General features: G+C 36.6%; 17 protein-coding genes. 12 read left to right on the top strand and 5 right to left on the bottom strand.

Annotated features, from left to right (window positions below; all coding sequences use genetic code 11):
• The first annotated feature begins 236 nt into the window (after window positions 1-236).
• The 11 genes from H4J52_RS03265 to H4J52_RS03315 all read left to right on the top strand — a co-directional run bounded on the left by H4J52_RS03265 (window position 237) and on the right by H4J52_RS03315 (window position 12,750).
• Window positions 237-2,339 (top strand): TonB-dependent receptor, encoded by a 2,103-nt coding sequence (locus H4J52_RS03265; protein WP_182224222.1) that lies wholly within the window; start codon window positions 237-239, stop codon window positions 2,337-2,339.
• Window positions 2,340-2,353: 14 nt separating this feature from the next.
• A complete protein-coding gene (locus H4J52_RS03270; protein ID WP_259367807.1) occupies window positions 2,354-3,622 on the top strand; it encodes an exo-alpha-sialidase in 1,269 nt (422 codons plus the stop codon).
• A complete protein-coding gene (locus tag H4J52_RS03275; protein ID WP_182224224.1) occupies window positions 3,619-4,128 on the top strand; it encodes a redoxin domain-containing protein in 510 nt (169 codons plus the stop codon). The genes H4J52_RS03270 and H4J52_RS03275 overlap by 4 nt, the downstream gene beginning before the upstream one ends.
• Window positions 4,129-4,469: 341 nt before the next feature.
• Window positions 4,470-4,694: a FeoA family protein gene (locus H4J52_RS03280; RefSeq protein ID WP_070375663.1), complete on the top strand. Its 225-nt coding sequence runs from the start codon at window positions 4,470-4,472 to the stop codon at window positions 4,692-4,694.
• The gene (feoB, locus tag H4J52_RS03285) at window positions 4,694-6,910 is read left to right on the top strand and encodes a ferrous iron transport protein B (RefSeq protein ID WP_182178997.1); all 2,217 of its coding nucleotides are present in this window, start codon (window positions 4,694-4,696) and stop codon (window positions 6,908-6,910) included. Before H4J52_RS03280 ends, feoB begins: the two co-directional genes overlap by 1 nt.
• A 256-nt stretch (window positions 6,911-7,166) precedes the next feature.
• Window positions 7,167-7,376, top strand: a complete 210-nt coding sequence (locus tag H4J52_RS20235; protein WP_310649637.1) for an MmcQ/YjbR family DNA-binding protein — start codon at window positions 7,167-7,169, stop codon at window positions 7,374-7,376.
• A gap of 293 nt (window positions 7,377-7,669) precedes the next feature.
• Complete coding sequence (locus H4J52_RS03295) at window positions 7,670-8,323, top strand: hypothetical protein (protein WP_182178999.1); 654 nt, start codon at window positions 7,670-7,672, stop codon at window positions 8,321-8,323.
• A gap of 6 nt (window positions 8,324-8,329) precedes the next feature.
• Window positions 8,330-10,672 carry an EAL domain-containing protein gene (locus H4J52_RS03300; protein ID WP_182179001.1) on the top strand — a complete coding sequence of 781 codons (2,343 nt, stop codon included), beginning with the start codon at window positions 8,330-8,332 and terminating at the stop codon, window positions 10,670-10,672.
• On the top strand, window positions 10,673-11,911 hold the full coding sequence (locus tag H4J52_RS03305; RefSeq protein WP_182224225.1) for an outer membrane beta-barrel protein: 1,239 nt from the start codon (window positions 10,673-10,675) through the stop codon (window positions 11,909-11,911). It abuts the gene before it with no gap.
• A 296-nt stretch (window positions 11,912-12,207) separates the two neighbouring features.
• The gene (locus tag H4J52_RS03310; RefSeq protein WP_182179004.1) at window positions 12,208-12,489 is read left to right on the top strand and encodes a DUF6482 family protein; all 282 of its coding nucleotides are present in this window, start codon (window positions 12,208-12,210) and stop codon (window positions 12,487-12,489) included.
• 3 nt (window positions 12,490-12,492) lie between these two features.
• Window positions 12,493-12,750 (top strand): DUF3081 family protein, encoded by a 258-nt coding sequence (locus H4J52_RS03315; RefSeq protein WP_182179006.1) that lies wholly within the window; start codon window positions 12,493-12,495, stop codon window positions 12,748-12,750.
• Window positions 12,751-12,815: 65 nt separating this feature from the next.
• Here the strand turns inward: H4J52_RS03315 and H4J52_RS03320 are convergent, their stop codons facing one another.
• From H4J52_RS03320 to H4J52_RS03335, 4 genes are read right to left on the bottom strand one after another with little or no spacing between them, the layout of a single operon-like run.
• Complete coding sequence (locus H4J52_RS03320) at window positions 12,816-13,553, bottom strand: SDR family NAD(P)-dependent oxidoreductase (RefSeq protein WP_182179008.1); 738 nt, start codon at window positions 13,551-13,553, stop codon at window positions 12,816-12,818.
• Window positions 13,516-13,941 carry a thiol-disulfide oxidoreductase DCC family protein gene (locus tag H4J52_RS03325; RefSeq protein WP_182179010.1) on the bottom strand — a complete coding sequence of 142 codons (426 nt, stop codon included), beginning with the start codon at window positions 13,939-13,941 and terminating at the stop codon, window positions 13,516-13,518. The genes H4J52_RS03320 and H4J52_RS03325 overlap by 38 nt, the downstream gene beginning before the upstream one ends.
• A gap of 31 nt (window positions 13,942-13,972) precedes the next feature.
• Window positions 13,973-14,389, bottom strand: a complete 417-nt coding sequence (locus H4J52_RS03330) for a DUF3429 domain-containing protein (RefSeq protein WP_182179012.1) — start codon at window positions 14,387-14,389, stop codon at window positions 13,973-13,975.
• Window positions 14,390-14,436: 47 nt separating this feature from the next.
• Window positions 14,437-15,084 (bottom strand): flavin reductase family protein, encoded by a 648-nt coding sequence (locus tag H4J52_RS03335; protein ID WP_182179014.1) that lies wholly within the window; start codon window positions 15,082-15,084, stop codon window positions 14,437-14,439.
• 263 nt (window positions 15,085-15,347) lie between these two features.
• On the opposite strand from H4J52_RS03335, the gene H4J52_RS03340 reads away from it, so the two are divergent.
• On the top strand, window positions 15,348-16,115 hold the full coding sequence (locus tag H4J52_RS03340; protein ID WP_182224226.1) for a MipA/OmpV family protein: 768 nt from the start codon (window positions 15,348-15,350) through the stop codon (window positions 16,113-16,115).
• Between the two features lie 88 nt (window positions 16,116-16,203).
• On the opposite strand, the gene H4J52_RS03345 is transcribed toward H4J52_RS03340, so the two are convergent.
• Entirely contained in the window at window positions 16,204-16,482 is a 279-nt protein-coding gene (locus tag H4J52_RS03345; RefSeq protein ID WP_182179018.1) for a hypothetical protein, read from the bottom strand.
• Between the last annotated feature and the right edge of the window lie 32 nt (window positions 16,483-16,514).

Genomic DNA, 16,514 nt, shown 5'->3' on the forward strand with positions numbered 1-16,514 from the left:
CAGCTTTTAACCTGCTAACACTGAAATAATGATAAACATTGGCGCTTACCGATAAGTGAATATAGCTTATGGGGAAGGCCTTTCATTGACTATTAATTTTTATCTCTTTGACTCTTGATTCATATCAAAAAAACTTGTTACTAAAACGTAAACTGCGACATTTAGTCACACTACAAACCCCTTAAATTTCATTACTATAACTTTAAATATCTTTGGTTATAAAATAAAAAGAAGTTATGAAAACCACAACAAAAATATCAATTTTTACACTGTTCATTAGCCAATGCGGTACCTCTTTAGCAGCTGAAACACGTGCGACAAAAGTTGAATTGAACGATTTAGAACGAATTACCGTGACCGCAAACCGCAAAGAGTCCCTTGATACCGATCTCGCCATGTCAGTACACAGTATCGGCAAAGAAGAGTTAGCTATTGATAACGGGCAACATGTTGCAGAATCTTTGAATAGCCTTTCAGGCGTATTCATCGACCAACTTTCTGGTGGGCAAGGGCATAAAGCCTCTATTCGTATGCCAATAAACACCAGCGGTTATTACTTGTATTTACAAGATAATATTCCACTGCAGTCTCCTGCTTTTTTTAATCATAACGCCTTATGGTGGTCGAGTTTTAATTCAAATGTGTCGCGCATGGAAGTCTTAAAGGGAGCGGGTACTGCGCTTTATGGTTCAGGTGCTGTTGCGGCGACCATTAATATATTATCTGCTGATGTTGCTGAACAAGCTGAAACGTCTATGGACTTAATGTTAGATGAAGACAAGTATTCAAAAATACAGTTAAATCACAGCAATACAATTTCAGATGAGCAAGGCTTTACGTTAGCCGGTTCTTATTTAAACAATGAAGGCTGGCGTGAACATACCGGTTCAAAAAGAGCAGAAGTCACTTTTCGCCACGAACTTGAAATCTCAAGCAATGAACATTTAGTCACCTCGTTTGTTATTTCTGATTTAGAACAGGAAATGGCGGCGAGCTTAAGCGAAGACTTATATAAAACTGATAAAACCCATTCAGGTCTATCTGAAGAAGTATTAGCCAGTGATCCATTAAGAAAAACAGCATATATGCGACTTTCAGCACAATGGGATAAAACTGACGGTAATTACTTTTATTCAGTTATTCCTTATTATCGCTCTCGTACTAATGATTACACCGCAACATGGAACCAAAACATGCCAAAAGTTGAATCTGAGGTTAAAACATTTGGTTTACTGGCATTAGCTAGTTTTGAACATCATGATGGTAGTGAAACGATTATTGGTACCGATATCGAATTCACTGAAGGGAGGCAGTTGTCATACCAACCACTTGATTTTACTACATCAGGTTGGGGGGCTGACACTTTTACTAAAGGTGAGAAATTCTATGACGATACCACAAAATATTTGGGGTTATCACCTTACATTCAGCATACACGTACGTTAAGCGATAATCTCGATCTAACCTTAGGAGCACGTTACGATTACGCTCAATACGAATTCGATAATAATCTTAGTCTTTACGGAGATATTGGTCACGGTCATTTAAGTCTAGAAAATCGTGATGACGACTTTACTCATTTAAGCCCAAAAGCAAGTTTGAATTACCATTTGGGTGACGATAGTAGTCTTTATTTACGTTATGCGAATAGTTTTCGCTTACCAACGGCGAGTAGTCTTTATCATTTAACGACTAAAGATGATGGCAATGCTAAAGCTGTTGATCCAGAAGTTTCAAACACCTTTGAGCTTGGCTACAAAGTTAATTTAGAAAAGGTTAATTTTGATTTCGCTGTTTATTATATGGATGTTGATGACGGTATTGTTCAGGCGTACAACGATGCAGGGCAACGTTATTTAACTAACGCAAGTCGTGTTATTCATCAAGGTTTTGAAGCGGCAATGTTGTGGCAAATTTCTGAAAAATTTAACCTCAGTACAGCTTACACCCAAGCAAAACATGAATTTGATCAACATGATGAGTATTCAGGCAATGAAATGGCGATGGCGCCTGATTATATTGTGAATGTACGTTTACGTTATCAGCCATCACTTTTATTACGATTTATCAGTATGTTAGAGGTTCAGTCGATTGGTAAATATTGGCTAGATGATGCCAGCAGCCGAGATGATGAAGGCAATGACAGAATTTATCAGGGTTACACAATCATCAATCTAAAAGCACGCTACCAAGTATCTAAAAAACTTGCTCTGCATGCACGGTTATTAAATTTAAGCGATAAAGAGTATGCACAAGAGGCTTCTTATCGTTATGGAAAAACTACGTACTCACCGGGTGCGCCTCGCACTGTTTATTTTGGATTAAATTACCAATGGTAATAGGAAAGTTAACAATGAAAAATTTTCAGAAGCGCTTTAGTTTAGTGGTTGTTTTTTTAGCCATTGCTTGGTTGCCTAATACGCAAACTTTTGCGGCCGAACATGATCACCAAGCGATGATGGCTAAACAAAAAAAAGTCACTGTAGATAATAAATGTAATGATGCTGAGATTGCGTGTGCAAAAACGGTGACGTCGGCATTTGCACCTAATGGTGATTTATGGCGATTATGGGTAAACCAAGACAAATTAATCGCTCAAATATCCCAAGATAACGGTACAACGTTCTCACCACATAACGTATTAGATATACCTGCTGAAAAAATATCAGCTAGGAACGAGAATCGTCCCAAAATAGCATTTGATAATATCGGTGGTGTTTACTTGTCGTGGGCAATGGCACGAGAGAAAAAATACACCGCAGATGTGCGCTTTAGTTATTCAGATGATTACGGAAAAAAGTTTACGCAACCTATTACGGTGAACAATGATAATTTATTAGCCGGACATAGTTTTAATGAAATGCTGGTTAATGACAATGGTGACGTTAGCATCGTTTGGCTCGATGGTCGCCTTTCCCATCAACAGCGTAAAACAGGTAAAAAATCAAAAGGGTCAGCACTTTATTTAGGACAAGCTAATCTTAGAAGCACCAAGAATAATAGTGCAGTTATTTTTACTAACCAACCGTTAGCAAATGATACGTGTGTTTGTTGTCGGATCGCTATGGATTTTAATCAGCAAGGCGAACTGGCTATTTTTTGGCGACAAATATATGGCGATAATATTCGTGAATTTGCTTTGTTAACAATGGGCCACGATGAAGATAAACCTAAGCAGCCTTATCAAATAAGTTACGATCACTGGCAAATAAATGGCTGCCCTCATCAAGGTGGGGCGATAAGTATTGATGACAAAAACCGCTACCATATGGTGTGGTTTAATCAAGGTGATGTAGGTAAAGGTATTTTTTATGCGTCGAGTGTTGACCAAGGTAATACATTGACTAAGCCTATTTCAGTGGGGGATTTTTCTGCGCAGGCATCGCATCCACATTTGAATAAAAATAACGACAATATCGATATTGTTTGGACACAATTTAATGGTGTTGAACATCAATTAATGCACCAGCGTTCAACCAATAATGGAGAGTCCTTTAGTTACGTAGTGGTATTAGCTAAAGCAAAAAATGGTGCTGATCGTCCTTTTATTATAAAAAAAGGCAAGGTGAGTTATGTTTCATGGCAACGTCCTAAGCAAGGGCATTGGTTCAGCGCGTTATGAGTAAATTTATCTGTGCATGTTTAGTTTTTTTTATGATGTCTTGTAGCGTTTCACAAGCACAAAATCAAGTTCCTAAATTGAAGTCTTTTAGCCTTCAACCTATTAGTGATGAGGCTTTGAAAGACTTAAAACAGCGGAAGTTAGGAAAGCGTTGGTTATTAGTTTTGTGGTCATTAGATTGTCCAGCGTGTTTTAAAGAGTTAAAACTTATTCAGGCCATTCAAGAAACAGAAAAAAGTACAGCATTAAATATTGTTTTCATTAATACAGATGACAATCGCGGCATTCAGTTTGAACGTAAGCAGATACTAGCTTTTTATAACATGCAACCCTATGAAAATTTTTATTTTGTTGACGGGCAGGCGGACAAAAACCGTTATCAAATTGATCCTAACTGGTATGGAGAGTTACCACGTAGTTACTTTGTGAATAAAGCGGGAAAATTTCAGGGTAAAAGTGGCTTGCTTGGTGAAGAGTCAATAAAGACATGGCTGTTAAATGACTGATTTTTTACTCATGACCAGAATTAATTTTTTGAAGGCATCAATAGAGCTTACAGTAAAACGATGACGGGCTTCTTTAACTATTGATGCCATCATACCATCGACACGTGGGAGCACATTTACGGTTGTAGATTTTCTTGTCTAGGGGAAATGCACATAAAAAGCGACTCATGTTTTTTATACTAAGAATATAGATCGTTTGTTAGCTAATGAAATTTGAAAGTAAATTAGTGGATAGATTATTATTTACTGATTTAGATCAATTCCGCTGTCATATACGCTTGCTGAAAAGTTAATAGTAAAGTAGAATTAAATGATAATCATTATTATTTGAGTTGTTGTTTATGACCCTTTCACAATTAACGCGTACCCAGCGAGCGGTGATCAGAACGTTACCGACAAATTTCGATTTAACGTCAAAGTTAATCGAGCAAGGATTTGCGTTGAAAACTGAAATATCATTAGCCCATAAAGCTCCATTTAATGGGCCACTTGCCTTTCACCTTCATGGTACTAAGATTTGTTTAGCGCCTAGTATTGCTCAACAAATAGGTATAGAAATAGTCTAATGTCACAAGCTTTACATTTGGCTCTAGTTGGTTTTGCCAACTCAGGAAAAAGCACTTTTTTTAATGCCTTAACGGGTGCGAAACAACAGACTGGAAACTGGACTGGTGTTACTGTAGCGACAAAGCAGCATCATTTTTCATTTAATAATAATCAAGTTTTACTCTCAGACTTACCTGGTATTAGCTCTCTTGCAACCCGAGCTGAGCAAAGTAAAGATCTGACTATTACCCAAGACTTTCTTAAAAATAAAGGCATTGATTGTTTGATCAATGTTGTTGATGCGACGCAATTAAAGCGCCAACTGTATTTAACCACACAATTACTTGAACTCGGTTTACCCTTATTACTGGTTATCAATAAATCAGATCGCAAAGAAGCTCAAACAGTTAACACCGATATTTTAGCCAAAGAACTGGGCTGTAAAGTTATTATTGCCAATAGTTTAGCTAAAGATACTTTAAAGAAAGTTGAAGAGGCTTTACTTGAATTACCTAAAGCGACTCAACGTCCTAAAAAATTAATTTTATCAGCAAGCATTGTTAGTAAACTTGCTGATCAAAATTCAACTGAAGCCTTGATTGACCTTGAATGTGGCTCTTGTAATGATCAAGGTGCTTGTCAGCAAACGAATACTGATGCTATTAGTATTATGCAGGCGCGCTATGAATTCATTCAGCAATTATTAATTGATATTAAAAAAACTCTGCCACACTCAAAAAAAGAACCTGCGATAAGTTTGAGTGATCGCCTTGACCATTTTATTCTTCACCCTTGGTTAGGTGTTCCTGTTTTCCTGGGTATGATGTACTTATTGTTTATGTTTGCTATTAATGTAGGTAGTGCTTTTATTGATTTTTTTGATATTTTAGCTGGCGCTATTTTTGTTGATTACCCTCTACATTTTTTATCCAGTTTTGATTTACCTCAGTGGCTGCTCACTCTCATTGAAGGCGCTGGTTTAGGTATTCAAACCGTTGCCACCTTTATTCCGATTATCGCTTGTTTATTTATTGGTTTATCGATTTTAGAAAGTAGTGGTTACTTGGCGCGTGCTGCCTTTGTTGTTGACAGTGCTATGCAAAAAATTGGTTTACCCGGCAAAGCTTTTGTCCCTTTAATTGTTGGTTTTGGTTGTACTGTTCCTGCGGTTATGTCAGCACGAATTCTTGACAGTGAGCGTGAACGTATCACTACGATAATGATGTCGCCGTTTATGTCATGTGGTGCGCGTTTACCCGTATATGCGTTATTTGCGGCTGCATTTTTTCCTGACTCAGGTCAAAACTTAGTTTTCCTACTGTATTTAATCGGAATAGCCGCGGCTCTTTTTACCGGCTTCTTATTAAAGCATACGGTATTAATGGGTAAAAACTCTGTTAATATTATGGAATTACCGCTTTATGAAATACCTAAACTTTCTTATCTTGTACATCGTGTGTGGCAACGTACTCGTTCATTTATTTTGGGAGCGGGTAAGACGATTGTTTTAGTGGTTTGTGTCCTTAACTTCTTTAACTCATTAGGTACTGATGGTCAGTTTGGTCACCAAGACTCTCAAGAGTCTGTATTAAGTAAAAGTGCTCAGGTTGTTACCCCTTTACTTGCACCGATGGGAATTAAGGAAGACAACTGGCAAGCAAGTGTCGGTATTATTACGGGTTTGTTTGCCAAAGAAGCGCTAGTGGCTACTTTTAATAGTTTGTATACTGATACAAATGCTGAGAACGAGGCATTAAAATCGATGCCTGAACTGTGGAATGATGCAATAGATTCAATAAAAGAAAACTTATTAGGTATTCAAGCTGACGACCCTTTAGGAACTGATATTGGAGATGTATCAAACTTACATACTGCAGCAGAACAACAGGGTGTTAACGAGGGAACCTTTACGGTTATGCAAGCGGCATTTGCCGGAAAAATTGGGGCATTTAGTTACCTGTTATTTATTCTACTGTATACACCTTGCGCAGCGGCAATGGGTGCAATTAAAAGTGAAGTAGGAACTCGTTGGGCTTCCTTTGCAGCTTTATGGAGTTTTTCACTTGCCTATTTGGCGGCTACATTCACTTACCAAGTGGCTACCTTTATTGATAATCCGTTGTCAGCGGGCGTTAGTATATTGGTCGTTATTGGTGTTTTTGCGGCGATATATTATTGGTTAAAACGTTTTGGAAAAAGTATTTTAACAATACCTACGCAGGTTTCTTATTATTAATTGAACTTAGGTTGTTGCTTATTAAATACCGATAATTTATTTATCGGTATTTTTTTGAGCAAAATACTTGTTAGCAAGCTTTGTAGCTAACTGACAAGGCTGAAACGTCTATTTACTGATAGGCTAAAGTTGATTGAGAAGTAAAGTGTTATAAATAGGGAGATAAACTTCAATAAGTAGCTTGAACGAGTAAGAGGTTGAACACTATTTATTAGCAAAGCCAGTCGCCTCACTTTATTATCCTTTTGGTGATGATATTAAAGTCTTTAACGTAAAAAATAAAATGTTTGCGACAATTGCTCATGGCTCTACGGCTAAAAGTGCCAACGTTGATAACCAAGCCAAGCAATACTTTTGGATGAATATAAAGTGTGGGCCAAGCGAAGCCGAAATAATACGTGATATTTTTCCCGCGATTATCTCTGGATATCACATGAATAAAAAAATTGTAACAGTGTCATTTTAGACGATTCAATTTCACAAGGCGAGCTTGAACGGATGATTGATAAATCATATATACTGGTTGTTAGTAAAATGACGAAAAAAGATCAGGCATCTATTTTTCTCCACCTTTGATGATTGCAACAATCGAATAAGTAGTTTATTTTGAACAAGTATTTACCTTAAATGGTAATTTTATTTTACTATTACCGTTCTAGTTAATAAGTGACCATTTGCCTTAAAGTTTTTTTCTATCTTTCGTGGTTTATGCTTAACTAATAGGGATTAGAAAACGCTATTTAATGTGAAGGAAAAAAGTTGAAATATTTATTTTTAATGACTACGGCAATGTTGGTTATGTTTGATGTATTATCGAGTCAATTAATCGTTAACGTTATTGATACTCGGGATAAGGATATCAATGATATTGTTGTATACGCTCGACCAATTGAGGGGATTAAACATTTACCTCTTAATACTAATGCACTTTTAATCAACCAAAAAGATAAAAAATTCTCGCCTTATATAACGGTGCTACAAAAAGGGCAGGCGATTAAATTTGTTAATCAAGATGATATAACTCATCATATATATTCGGTATCGGGTGAAAATCGCTTCGAATTTAAGATTCAATCTGGTGTAGAACAAATGACCGAACCTATGCTAGTAGCGGAAGAAATAGCGATGGGTTGTAATATACATGACTGGATGAGCGGCTATACTTTAGTGGTTGATACACCGTATTATGGAAAAACAGATGATTTGGGACAACTAACCTTTACCCTGCCTCATACCGGTGAATATGTAATTACAGCATGGCACCCGCAATTAGATGTCGAAAATAATACGATCAGTCAATTAGTTACTGTTGATAATTCTATTAATAATGTGACAATTGCACTGCCAAAAAAATTATTACCTATACCTGAACAAAAAGGGCAAGATGAATTCAATTTTATAGAAGAGTACTAATATCAAATGAAGCTTTTAAAAGTACGTAGTTTGCAAAGTAAAATACTTATTCTATTCATATTTCTATTGCTAATTGTGCAATTAGTGTCATTTTTTTCAACTTATCAAGCGAGTCAAAAATTAGAGCGTACTCAATTAAACAATCGTATTATCAATGCGACAAATGTTTTTAAAACTCAAATAAACAATCGACGTTATTATTTATCGGCGTTTGCAGAAACTGCAGCTAAAGATTATGGCTTAAAATCTGTTCTAGAAGAAGATAATAAAAGCTTCTTAATTGCACTTAATAATCACCGAAAAAGGATTAACAGTAATCTTGCCATGGCATTCGATATGGATGGTATTGTGTTTGCACAATTAGTGACTTATAAAACACCAGATGGCAAAGAGAAAGTTAAAATTGGCGCAGGGCAAGGTCAGCTATTTGATCAACAAAATGATTTCATTGACGAAGACAATGCCCAACTAGTTAAGCTTAATGGTCAGTTGTATCAGTTAAGTTTAGCTGCCATTAAAAGTGGCGATCGTACAATTGGCTGGATTGGTTTTGGTTATTTAATTGACACCGAATTGGCACAAGAGCTCGCCAGGCTAACAGATGTCAATATCGCTTTCGCTATTGAATCTGATACAGGTTATCTAATTACTGCGAATTCAGCCGAAGAACGTTATCCCATAGATAGCAATTTGTTTTCAGCGATCATAAAAAAAACAGAGAAACACTATATTTATCAGCAATATTCTCTTGGCTCAGTTGGCAGTGATAAACTCATCGCTTTGTTATTTAAGTCAAAAGTTGATGTTTTGAAAACAGTCGGTGTGCAGTGGGAAAATCTGGTGCTATTGATTACTTTGACACTGGTACTCTCCATTATTAGTGCGTTAGCTATAGCCAAAAGTATTACCCGACCTATTACGCAATTGGTTAGCCAAGTAAAAGCGATTACCCATGGTGATTATGATGGCAATGTAGCGGTTGAAGGAAGTGAGGAGCTTTATCAGTTATCAAACGAATTTAATCATATGACTAAGGCCATTGTATCAAGAGAAGAAACCATTAGTTTTCAAGCATTTCATGACCCACTTTCGAAATTACCTAATAGAAATGCACTCATCAATGAATTGAATAAGCGAAAAGTAAGCAACCTCGATTTTCTCGTGATCCAAACTTGTTTCATAGGTGCAGCAGATATTACCGACACTCTTGGATATAAAGTGAGTGACGATGTGGTATTGCAAGTTTCGAATCGGATGTTGAAAAGCCAATTACCGATTGCCTGTTTTCATTTAGGTAATGAAAACTTTGTATTGCTCGTTGAAAACCAATCCGTGTCACCGTTAATTGAACAGTTGCTAGCTGAATTGAACATTCAATGTCAGTTTGAGAGCATTAGTCTGCACTTACAGTTTGTTATTGGTGTGGCTGTTTCTACATTACATAATGGGCATAATGTCGATGAATTATTACAAAAAAGTAATGTTGCTTTGCAGTATGCAAAAAAGAATAAGAAGAGTTTTCAAATTTACGAGCCACAATTTGATATCAATGCACTTGAACGCTTGTTTTTGACCAACAGTTTAAAGAAAGCGATAGAGCAGAACGAATTGGTATTATTTTATCAACCAAAAATGACTTTGGACACAATGACAATTAGTCATGTTGAAGCTTTAGTGCGTTGGCAACATCCGGATAAAGGGCTGATCCCACCCGATTCATTTATCAGCATCGCTGAAAAAACAGGACAAATGGGGGCGCTAACTCGGTGGGTAACAACAGCGGCAATTAACCAATACGTGAAGTGGCGAAATCAAGGAGTAGATATCAGCATTGCTATTAATATTTCAGCCGAAAATATTTTAGATAAATCATATCCTGATTTCGTTATAGCACTAAAACAACAATATCAATTATCTGATAACGCAATAACGTTAGAGGTTACTGAAGATGCAGTCGTAGCCGACCCTGAAAAAGCGACTGAAATTTTATCTTATTTAAGTGAACAAGGTTTTAAATTGTCAATTGACGATTATGGCACGGGGTATTCGTCTCTAGCGCAGTTGAAACAATTACCGGTACAGGAGTTAAAAATTGATCGCTCATTTGTGCAAAATTTATCAACGGATGAAAGCGATAAAATAATTGTCCATTCAACGTTAGAGTTAGCCCACAATTTAGGACTTTCTGTTGTGGCAGAAGGAATTGAAGATGAACCCACTTTACTCTGGCTTAAATCTCTAGGTTGCGAGTTGGCCCAAGGATTCTTTATAAGTAAACCATTACCTGTCGATACATTAAATTTATGGATGGAAAATACATCTTATAATATCAATAGAATAGAGGCTTAAATGTTAAAATCTTCGCTAGCTATCGTTCTCATCCTTATTAGTTCGAAGATTTGGAGCGCAGAATCAACCTTTAAAGGTATTATTGATGTTCGTGCTTATTATGTAAATAACACCCGTCATGCACAAAGCTACCTTCAAGGTGGGTATGGTAAGTTCAGGTATAATGCTGGTAGTGGGCTAGCGTTGGGGCAATTAGGTTTGCAATATCAATTGAGTTGGGATAATAACTGGTCTGCGATGATTGTCGCGAATGCGTTTGCTGACAAAGAAAATATCAACATAGGGCTAACGGAAGGTTATTTACAATATAAAGGTTTACCAAATGTTCAAGGCTGGCGCATTAAATCCAAAATAGGTGTTTTTTATCCTCAAATTAGTATGGAAAATGTCTCAACAGCATGGTCAACACCTTATACGCTAGCGTCTAGCAGCCTAAATAATTGGATTGGTGAAGAATTAAGAAGTACAGGCATAAATTTTACAATAGAAAAATTGGGTAAAGCAACCAAATCACCACATACATTTTCTATGGATTTTGCTTTATTTCAAAATAACGACAGTGCTGGCGCTATGTTAACGTGGCATGGTTGGACAATGGGTAGTAGGCAAACCTTATTACAAGAAAAACTTACGGTACAAAACTTTCCTGCCCGCAATGCAACCTTATCGGAGCAAGCGGCGAACTCGGATCCTTTTATTGAGCTAGATAATCGGTTGGGAGGTCACTTTTCGGTGACATGGCGCTATCAAAATGCACTAAAAGTAAATTTAGGTTTCTATGATAACCAAGCAGAAGAAGGGCTGGTGGAAGAAGGTCAATATACTTGGACGACAACATTTAGCCACTTAGGCATTAAATATAAAGTAGCGCCTCAATGGGAAATTATCGGACAATATATGCAAGGTAATACTGATATGAAATCTCCATACGGTGTAGATATTGTTAACGGAAAATTCAATAATGCTTTTGTGCTCATTAGAAAAAAATGGCAGAGCAGTCACTTGGCATTTAGGTTAGAACATTTTGATGTTGATGATCGAGATGATACTTTGGGTGACAACAATAATGAGAGTGGTAACGGAGCTTCTCTTGCGTATCGTTACAAATTAACCCAACATAGCTTTGTAATGGTAGAATATAACTGGCTCAAATCAGATAGGCCTTCACGCCATTACGAGCACCAAGCGGTTGAACTTATTGAACGCCAATACCAATTAGCCTACCGCTATTATTTTTAGTGGTATTTAAAATAATAGCGGTAGCGATTACATCAATAAAAAGAATGGGAACCGTGTTATTTTAGGCGATTCAGTTCCACAAGGCGGTCTTTAACGGATAATCGACAAGTCATATATGCTGGTTGTTAGTAAAATGACTAAAAAAGATCAGCTATCGATTTTTGTGCATTTATGATGTCCCTGAAACCGTAGTCACTGAACTAAATCTCAAGGCATATTTATAAATCTAACCAAACGTTGATCTTTAATCGTTAGACAATCGTATTAGATAATTGAATGTAATGTGGAGGTTTATTATGATAAATACATTAACTAGCAGTAGCCAAGTTACGATACCTACTATTATTGGTGTAGCCGAATCGACTCACTATCTTGTTGGGTCTGTTGATTCACTCAATAATTTTATTGGTTTAAACCAATCTAAAGATGTTGCTGTAATGGGGTCTTTAGTTGAAGCTAAAAATTACCTGAGAGATAATAATATATTTAACGCCGCACTAGAGTATCAATCAGCCTATGATGAAATGTGTGGTACCAGCAGCAGTAGTGGTCGCTGCAGCCAAATGATTAAGTTTTAACTGATGAAAGATAGACAATTAACACTTAGAGATTTTTTAGAAATTTATGATTTTGTCACCAAAGAGGGAATTAAACTCGATGGTGTATATAAGCATTCGGGTATTAAGGCGTGGCACGACTTTGATGGCTATACTTGTTGGTTGGGTTATAAAGATTTAACAATAACCTTGCTATTTCATGGCAGGTTTTCCATAGAATATGAACATAAAGACACACTTGAATCCTTCCATAAAATAGCGAATAAATTTACTGTTAGCTAGTAACTTTAATTAAAAACGGCAATTTGTACTTGCCGTTTTCATTTACAATTTACCTTTTCTTTCTATTACCAATTTATAGACTTACCCTCCCAATCAAGATAACTCAACGTATTATCTATTGGTGTATTCTCTACAATGTTCAGTAGTTGTTTAGCAACAAATTCGCTGGTAAAAAGCTTTTCTGGTGGAACATTTTTCTGAAATGGTTTAGATAAAGGCGTGTCTGTAGTACCGGGATGGAACGAAATAAGTTTTATATTTTTTGCTCTTCTCGCCAACTCTATTGAGGCAGTTTTAAGCATCATATTTAGTGCTGCTTTTGAAGCTCTATAGCTGTACCAACCCCCTAAGTTATTATCACTTATGCTGCCAACTCGGGCACTAAATACTACAAATTTACAGGGTGACTTCCTTGTCAGTATTGGTGTCAACTTTTGTACCCATAACATCGGTGTTAGTGTGTTTGCACTAATCACTTGATGAAATGCTTGGGCATCGAAGTCCTCTAGACGCTTTTCAGGCTGAAAATCTTCACTATGAAGTATGCCATTACAAATAAAAACCTGGCTTATTGGCAGGTCACTATGGGCCGCTATTTCGGCTACAGCTATATCAATTGATTGCGGCTGATAATCTTTTACTTTTATGTATTTAGCGTTAAGTTCATTAACAAATTTTTCTTCATTATTCACCTCTCGACTAATAAGCACAAGCCCAGTGTCAGCTGTGTTGTTTATTTGGGTCGCGAGTGCTTTGCCAATGTCGCTATTTGCGCCAATGATCAGTGTTAGTTGATTTATCATAACAAGTTCCAGAATTACAGTTTGTGGTTTTTATGCCAAAAATTTTGGCGAGAAGCGCAGATATTTGATGACGATATTTTGCGAGCCCTAAGTAAATCCAGTGACTTAATGTTTTAAATACTGGCCAATTAAGTGGTGCTACCCAAAAGCCTTTACCAACAAGTGTCCAAGCGCGATGTGTTACTTCTAATCCCAGTAACACTTTGCCATTGAATGTTGCATGTAATATTTTCATTGCAGCCGAAAAGTCAATCCTAGGGTAGAGTGATTGAAAATTTTTCTGGTGAATATCCACCAAAAAGATGACGTTATCTTGATCGTATCTTTTGAGGTGAATCATCTCAGTTGCACACATTGGGCAATTGCCATCATAAAATATTGTTAGCATGGGGATTCCTAAATTTTGTTGTGTGTTTATGTTAATAAAACCATAAAAAGTAAGCTGTAATATGGAGTGAAACAACAATCAATGTTAGCCAAAATCGCATTCTCATATAATTTGCGTTCAGAGTATTCTGTTGAGTATCCTTAGCTGACTTTTGTTCGTAAATAAACAGGAATAAAAAACTAAATACTAAAATAATCAGCGCAAGGTCAGGTGCAATAAGTAAGGATGAAAATGCCATTAAGCTTAATGTATTACTTGTTATTTGCTGACTTATATGGTGGTCGTCTTTACGCCATAATGTACCTGCAATAAAACTAACAATAATAGCGCTGTATGCTACAAAAGCCTGTTGAGCCGTAATATTTGGGTTTTCCGCATTAACGCTTAAATATAAAAAGGCTATAAAAGGAAGTAAACCCAGGTACCCAAGTAGTTGCCAAACTTTCATTTTTCTTCCTTAAATATTAGGTAATCTTTGCATTAATTACCGTTTAGCTATTGACCGTCAAGAGGTATTTTTGATGGCAGACACTCAGGTTTGGCATAACTCAACCGAGATAATCGCTGACTTTTGTGGTAACCGTCTAAACCTGATATTGCAACCGTATTTAATGACTCGATATCAATGTAACCGTCTTTTTTAAGCGCTGCTGCTTCACAAAGTATATCTGTTATTTCACCAATAACTAATTGGGTACCATTGAGTTGAATAGGCACTATATCGCGTAGTATTAACGCGTATTTCAGTCGGCTCTCCTTAACAAAAGGTACTTCGATACCGTCAATATCATAGGGGGTTAAGCCCGTTTGTTCGAACTCACACTGGTCAGCGTCATACCGAGCCGAGGTTTGATGCGCTTCTTGCCAGAAACCCTCACTGACTTGGTTTATCGTAAATTGTTTAGTTTGTAGGATATTCTCTAGTGTATGTCTTTGTACACTGTCTGGTCGGGTAATAAAGCCGACCAGTGCTGGAGACGAACCAAGGTGAACAACAGAACTGAACATCGCCAAGTTGTTTTGGTTTTTCTCGTTGCGCGTACCAATGAGGTTAGCACTCTTAAAACCAGACAAACTATTAACTAGTTGAGCACGGTAGCGAGCGTTCATGTGTAGCAGTTCGTCATGACTGAAGTGTTGCATTTCAATTTTACCTTATTGTCTTTCTACATATAGGTACGTAATTAGCACGAGTCGCGATCACCTGCGGACATATTTTAATCGTTGTTTGCACTAATAATAAATTCTATGGGTATATTTTGCTGATATGATATTTTCAATCAAGTGATTGCACCTTTTTAATCATCATTACAGGTTACTAAGATAATTTAGCGATAAATTAAACCTAATTTCAATTTAAAACGTATAATTTATTAATTATAAGGATAAATGATGATAATTAAATAATGAAAAACATCCATAAAATCTTAATATTAAGTCTATTTTTTCTGCCTTTTTACACCTTCTCAGAGCAGCAAATAGCCTCAGTAACGCGAGAAAAAACCCCGGGTTTTTTATATGGTGTTGGTCTTAGCGTCAACAAAGAAATATACAAAGGTTATAGCTCACGTACGATGCCTCTTCCTTTGATTGGTTACAAAGGAGAAAATTTATCGATATTTGGGCCTTTTGTAAGTTATAAGTTAAAAGAAGTTAATCGTTTTACAGTATCTGCGAAGCTATCACCAAGGTTTCAGGGGTTTGATGAATCTGACAGTTATATTTTCAAAGGAATGGAAAAAAGAAAGAATTCTTTAGATGCGGGTGTTAGTGTCGATTATCAAAAAAATGATTGGAAGATTGGGATCTCGTCGATGTTTGATATGTTAAATAGATCGAATGGTTTTGAAATCAAATCGAGTTTTGGCCGTATTTACAAGTTTGGCCCTGTATTCCTTGAGCCTTCAATCTCATTGAGTTTATTAGATAAAGATCATGTTGATTATTATTATGGCGTATCAAAGTATGAAATTAATCAAGACAGAACTGTTTACAGCGGTAAAAGCGCACTTAATAAAAGTGCAGGGCTTTCAATCGCTACGCCTATTTTATTCGGTGGCTATACACGGTTGAATATTGAGTATACTTGGTTTGATGAAAGTATTACCCAAAGCCCTTTAGTCGACAATGAGACCAGTATAAATCTGCTGCTACTATTTACGAAAAATTTCTAATAGCTATCTGCAGTCACTGACGTTATTTATACTCGATTGTGTGCAGCTAAGCTTTTTTGCTAAGTAAAGCCGTAGCCTTTGCGCCAGTTTACTGCCATATCAGCATCAGAAAAACTCGTCTTTCAAAGTTGCCATGTATCTTAATAACCATTTTATCGAGATACATTTTTTTTAAAATCGATTTACTGTAAACCTGAGCTGATTTCTCTAAACCATTATGAATACAAAAGGTTGTTAAATCAGTAACAACAGGAAAAATTTCAGGTACGCTAATTTCCCAATCATTGAGAAATACCAAGTGTCCCCATGAAGGTTTATCCAATAGTTTTACTTGTGCTGTAAATGCTGCTAAAAAACTCTTGCTCACTCTTTATTCCAGGAACCCGTTAAGCGCGCGAT

The organism is Colwellia sp. MB02u-14, from assembly GCF_014076915.1.
Lineage (GTDB): Bacteria > Pseudomonadota > Gammaproteobacteria > Enterobacterales > Alteromonadaceae > Colwellia_A.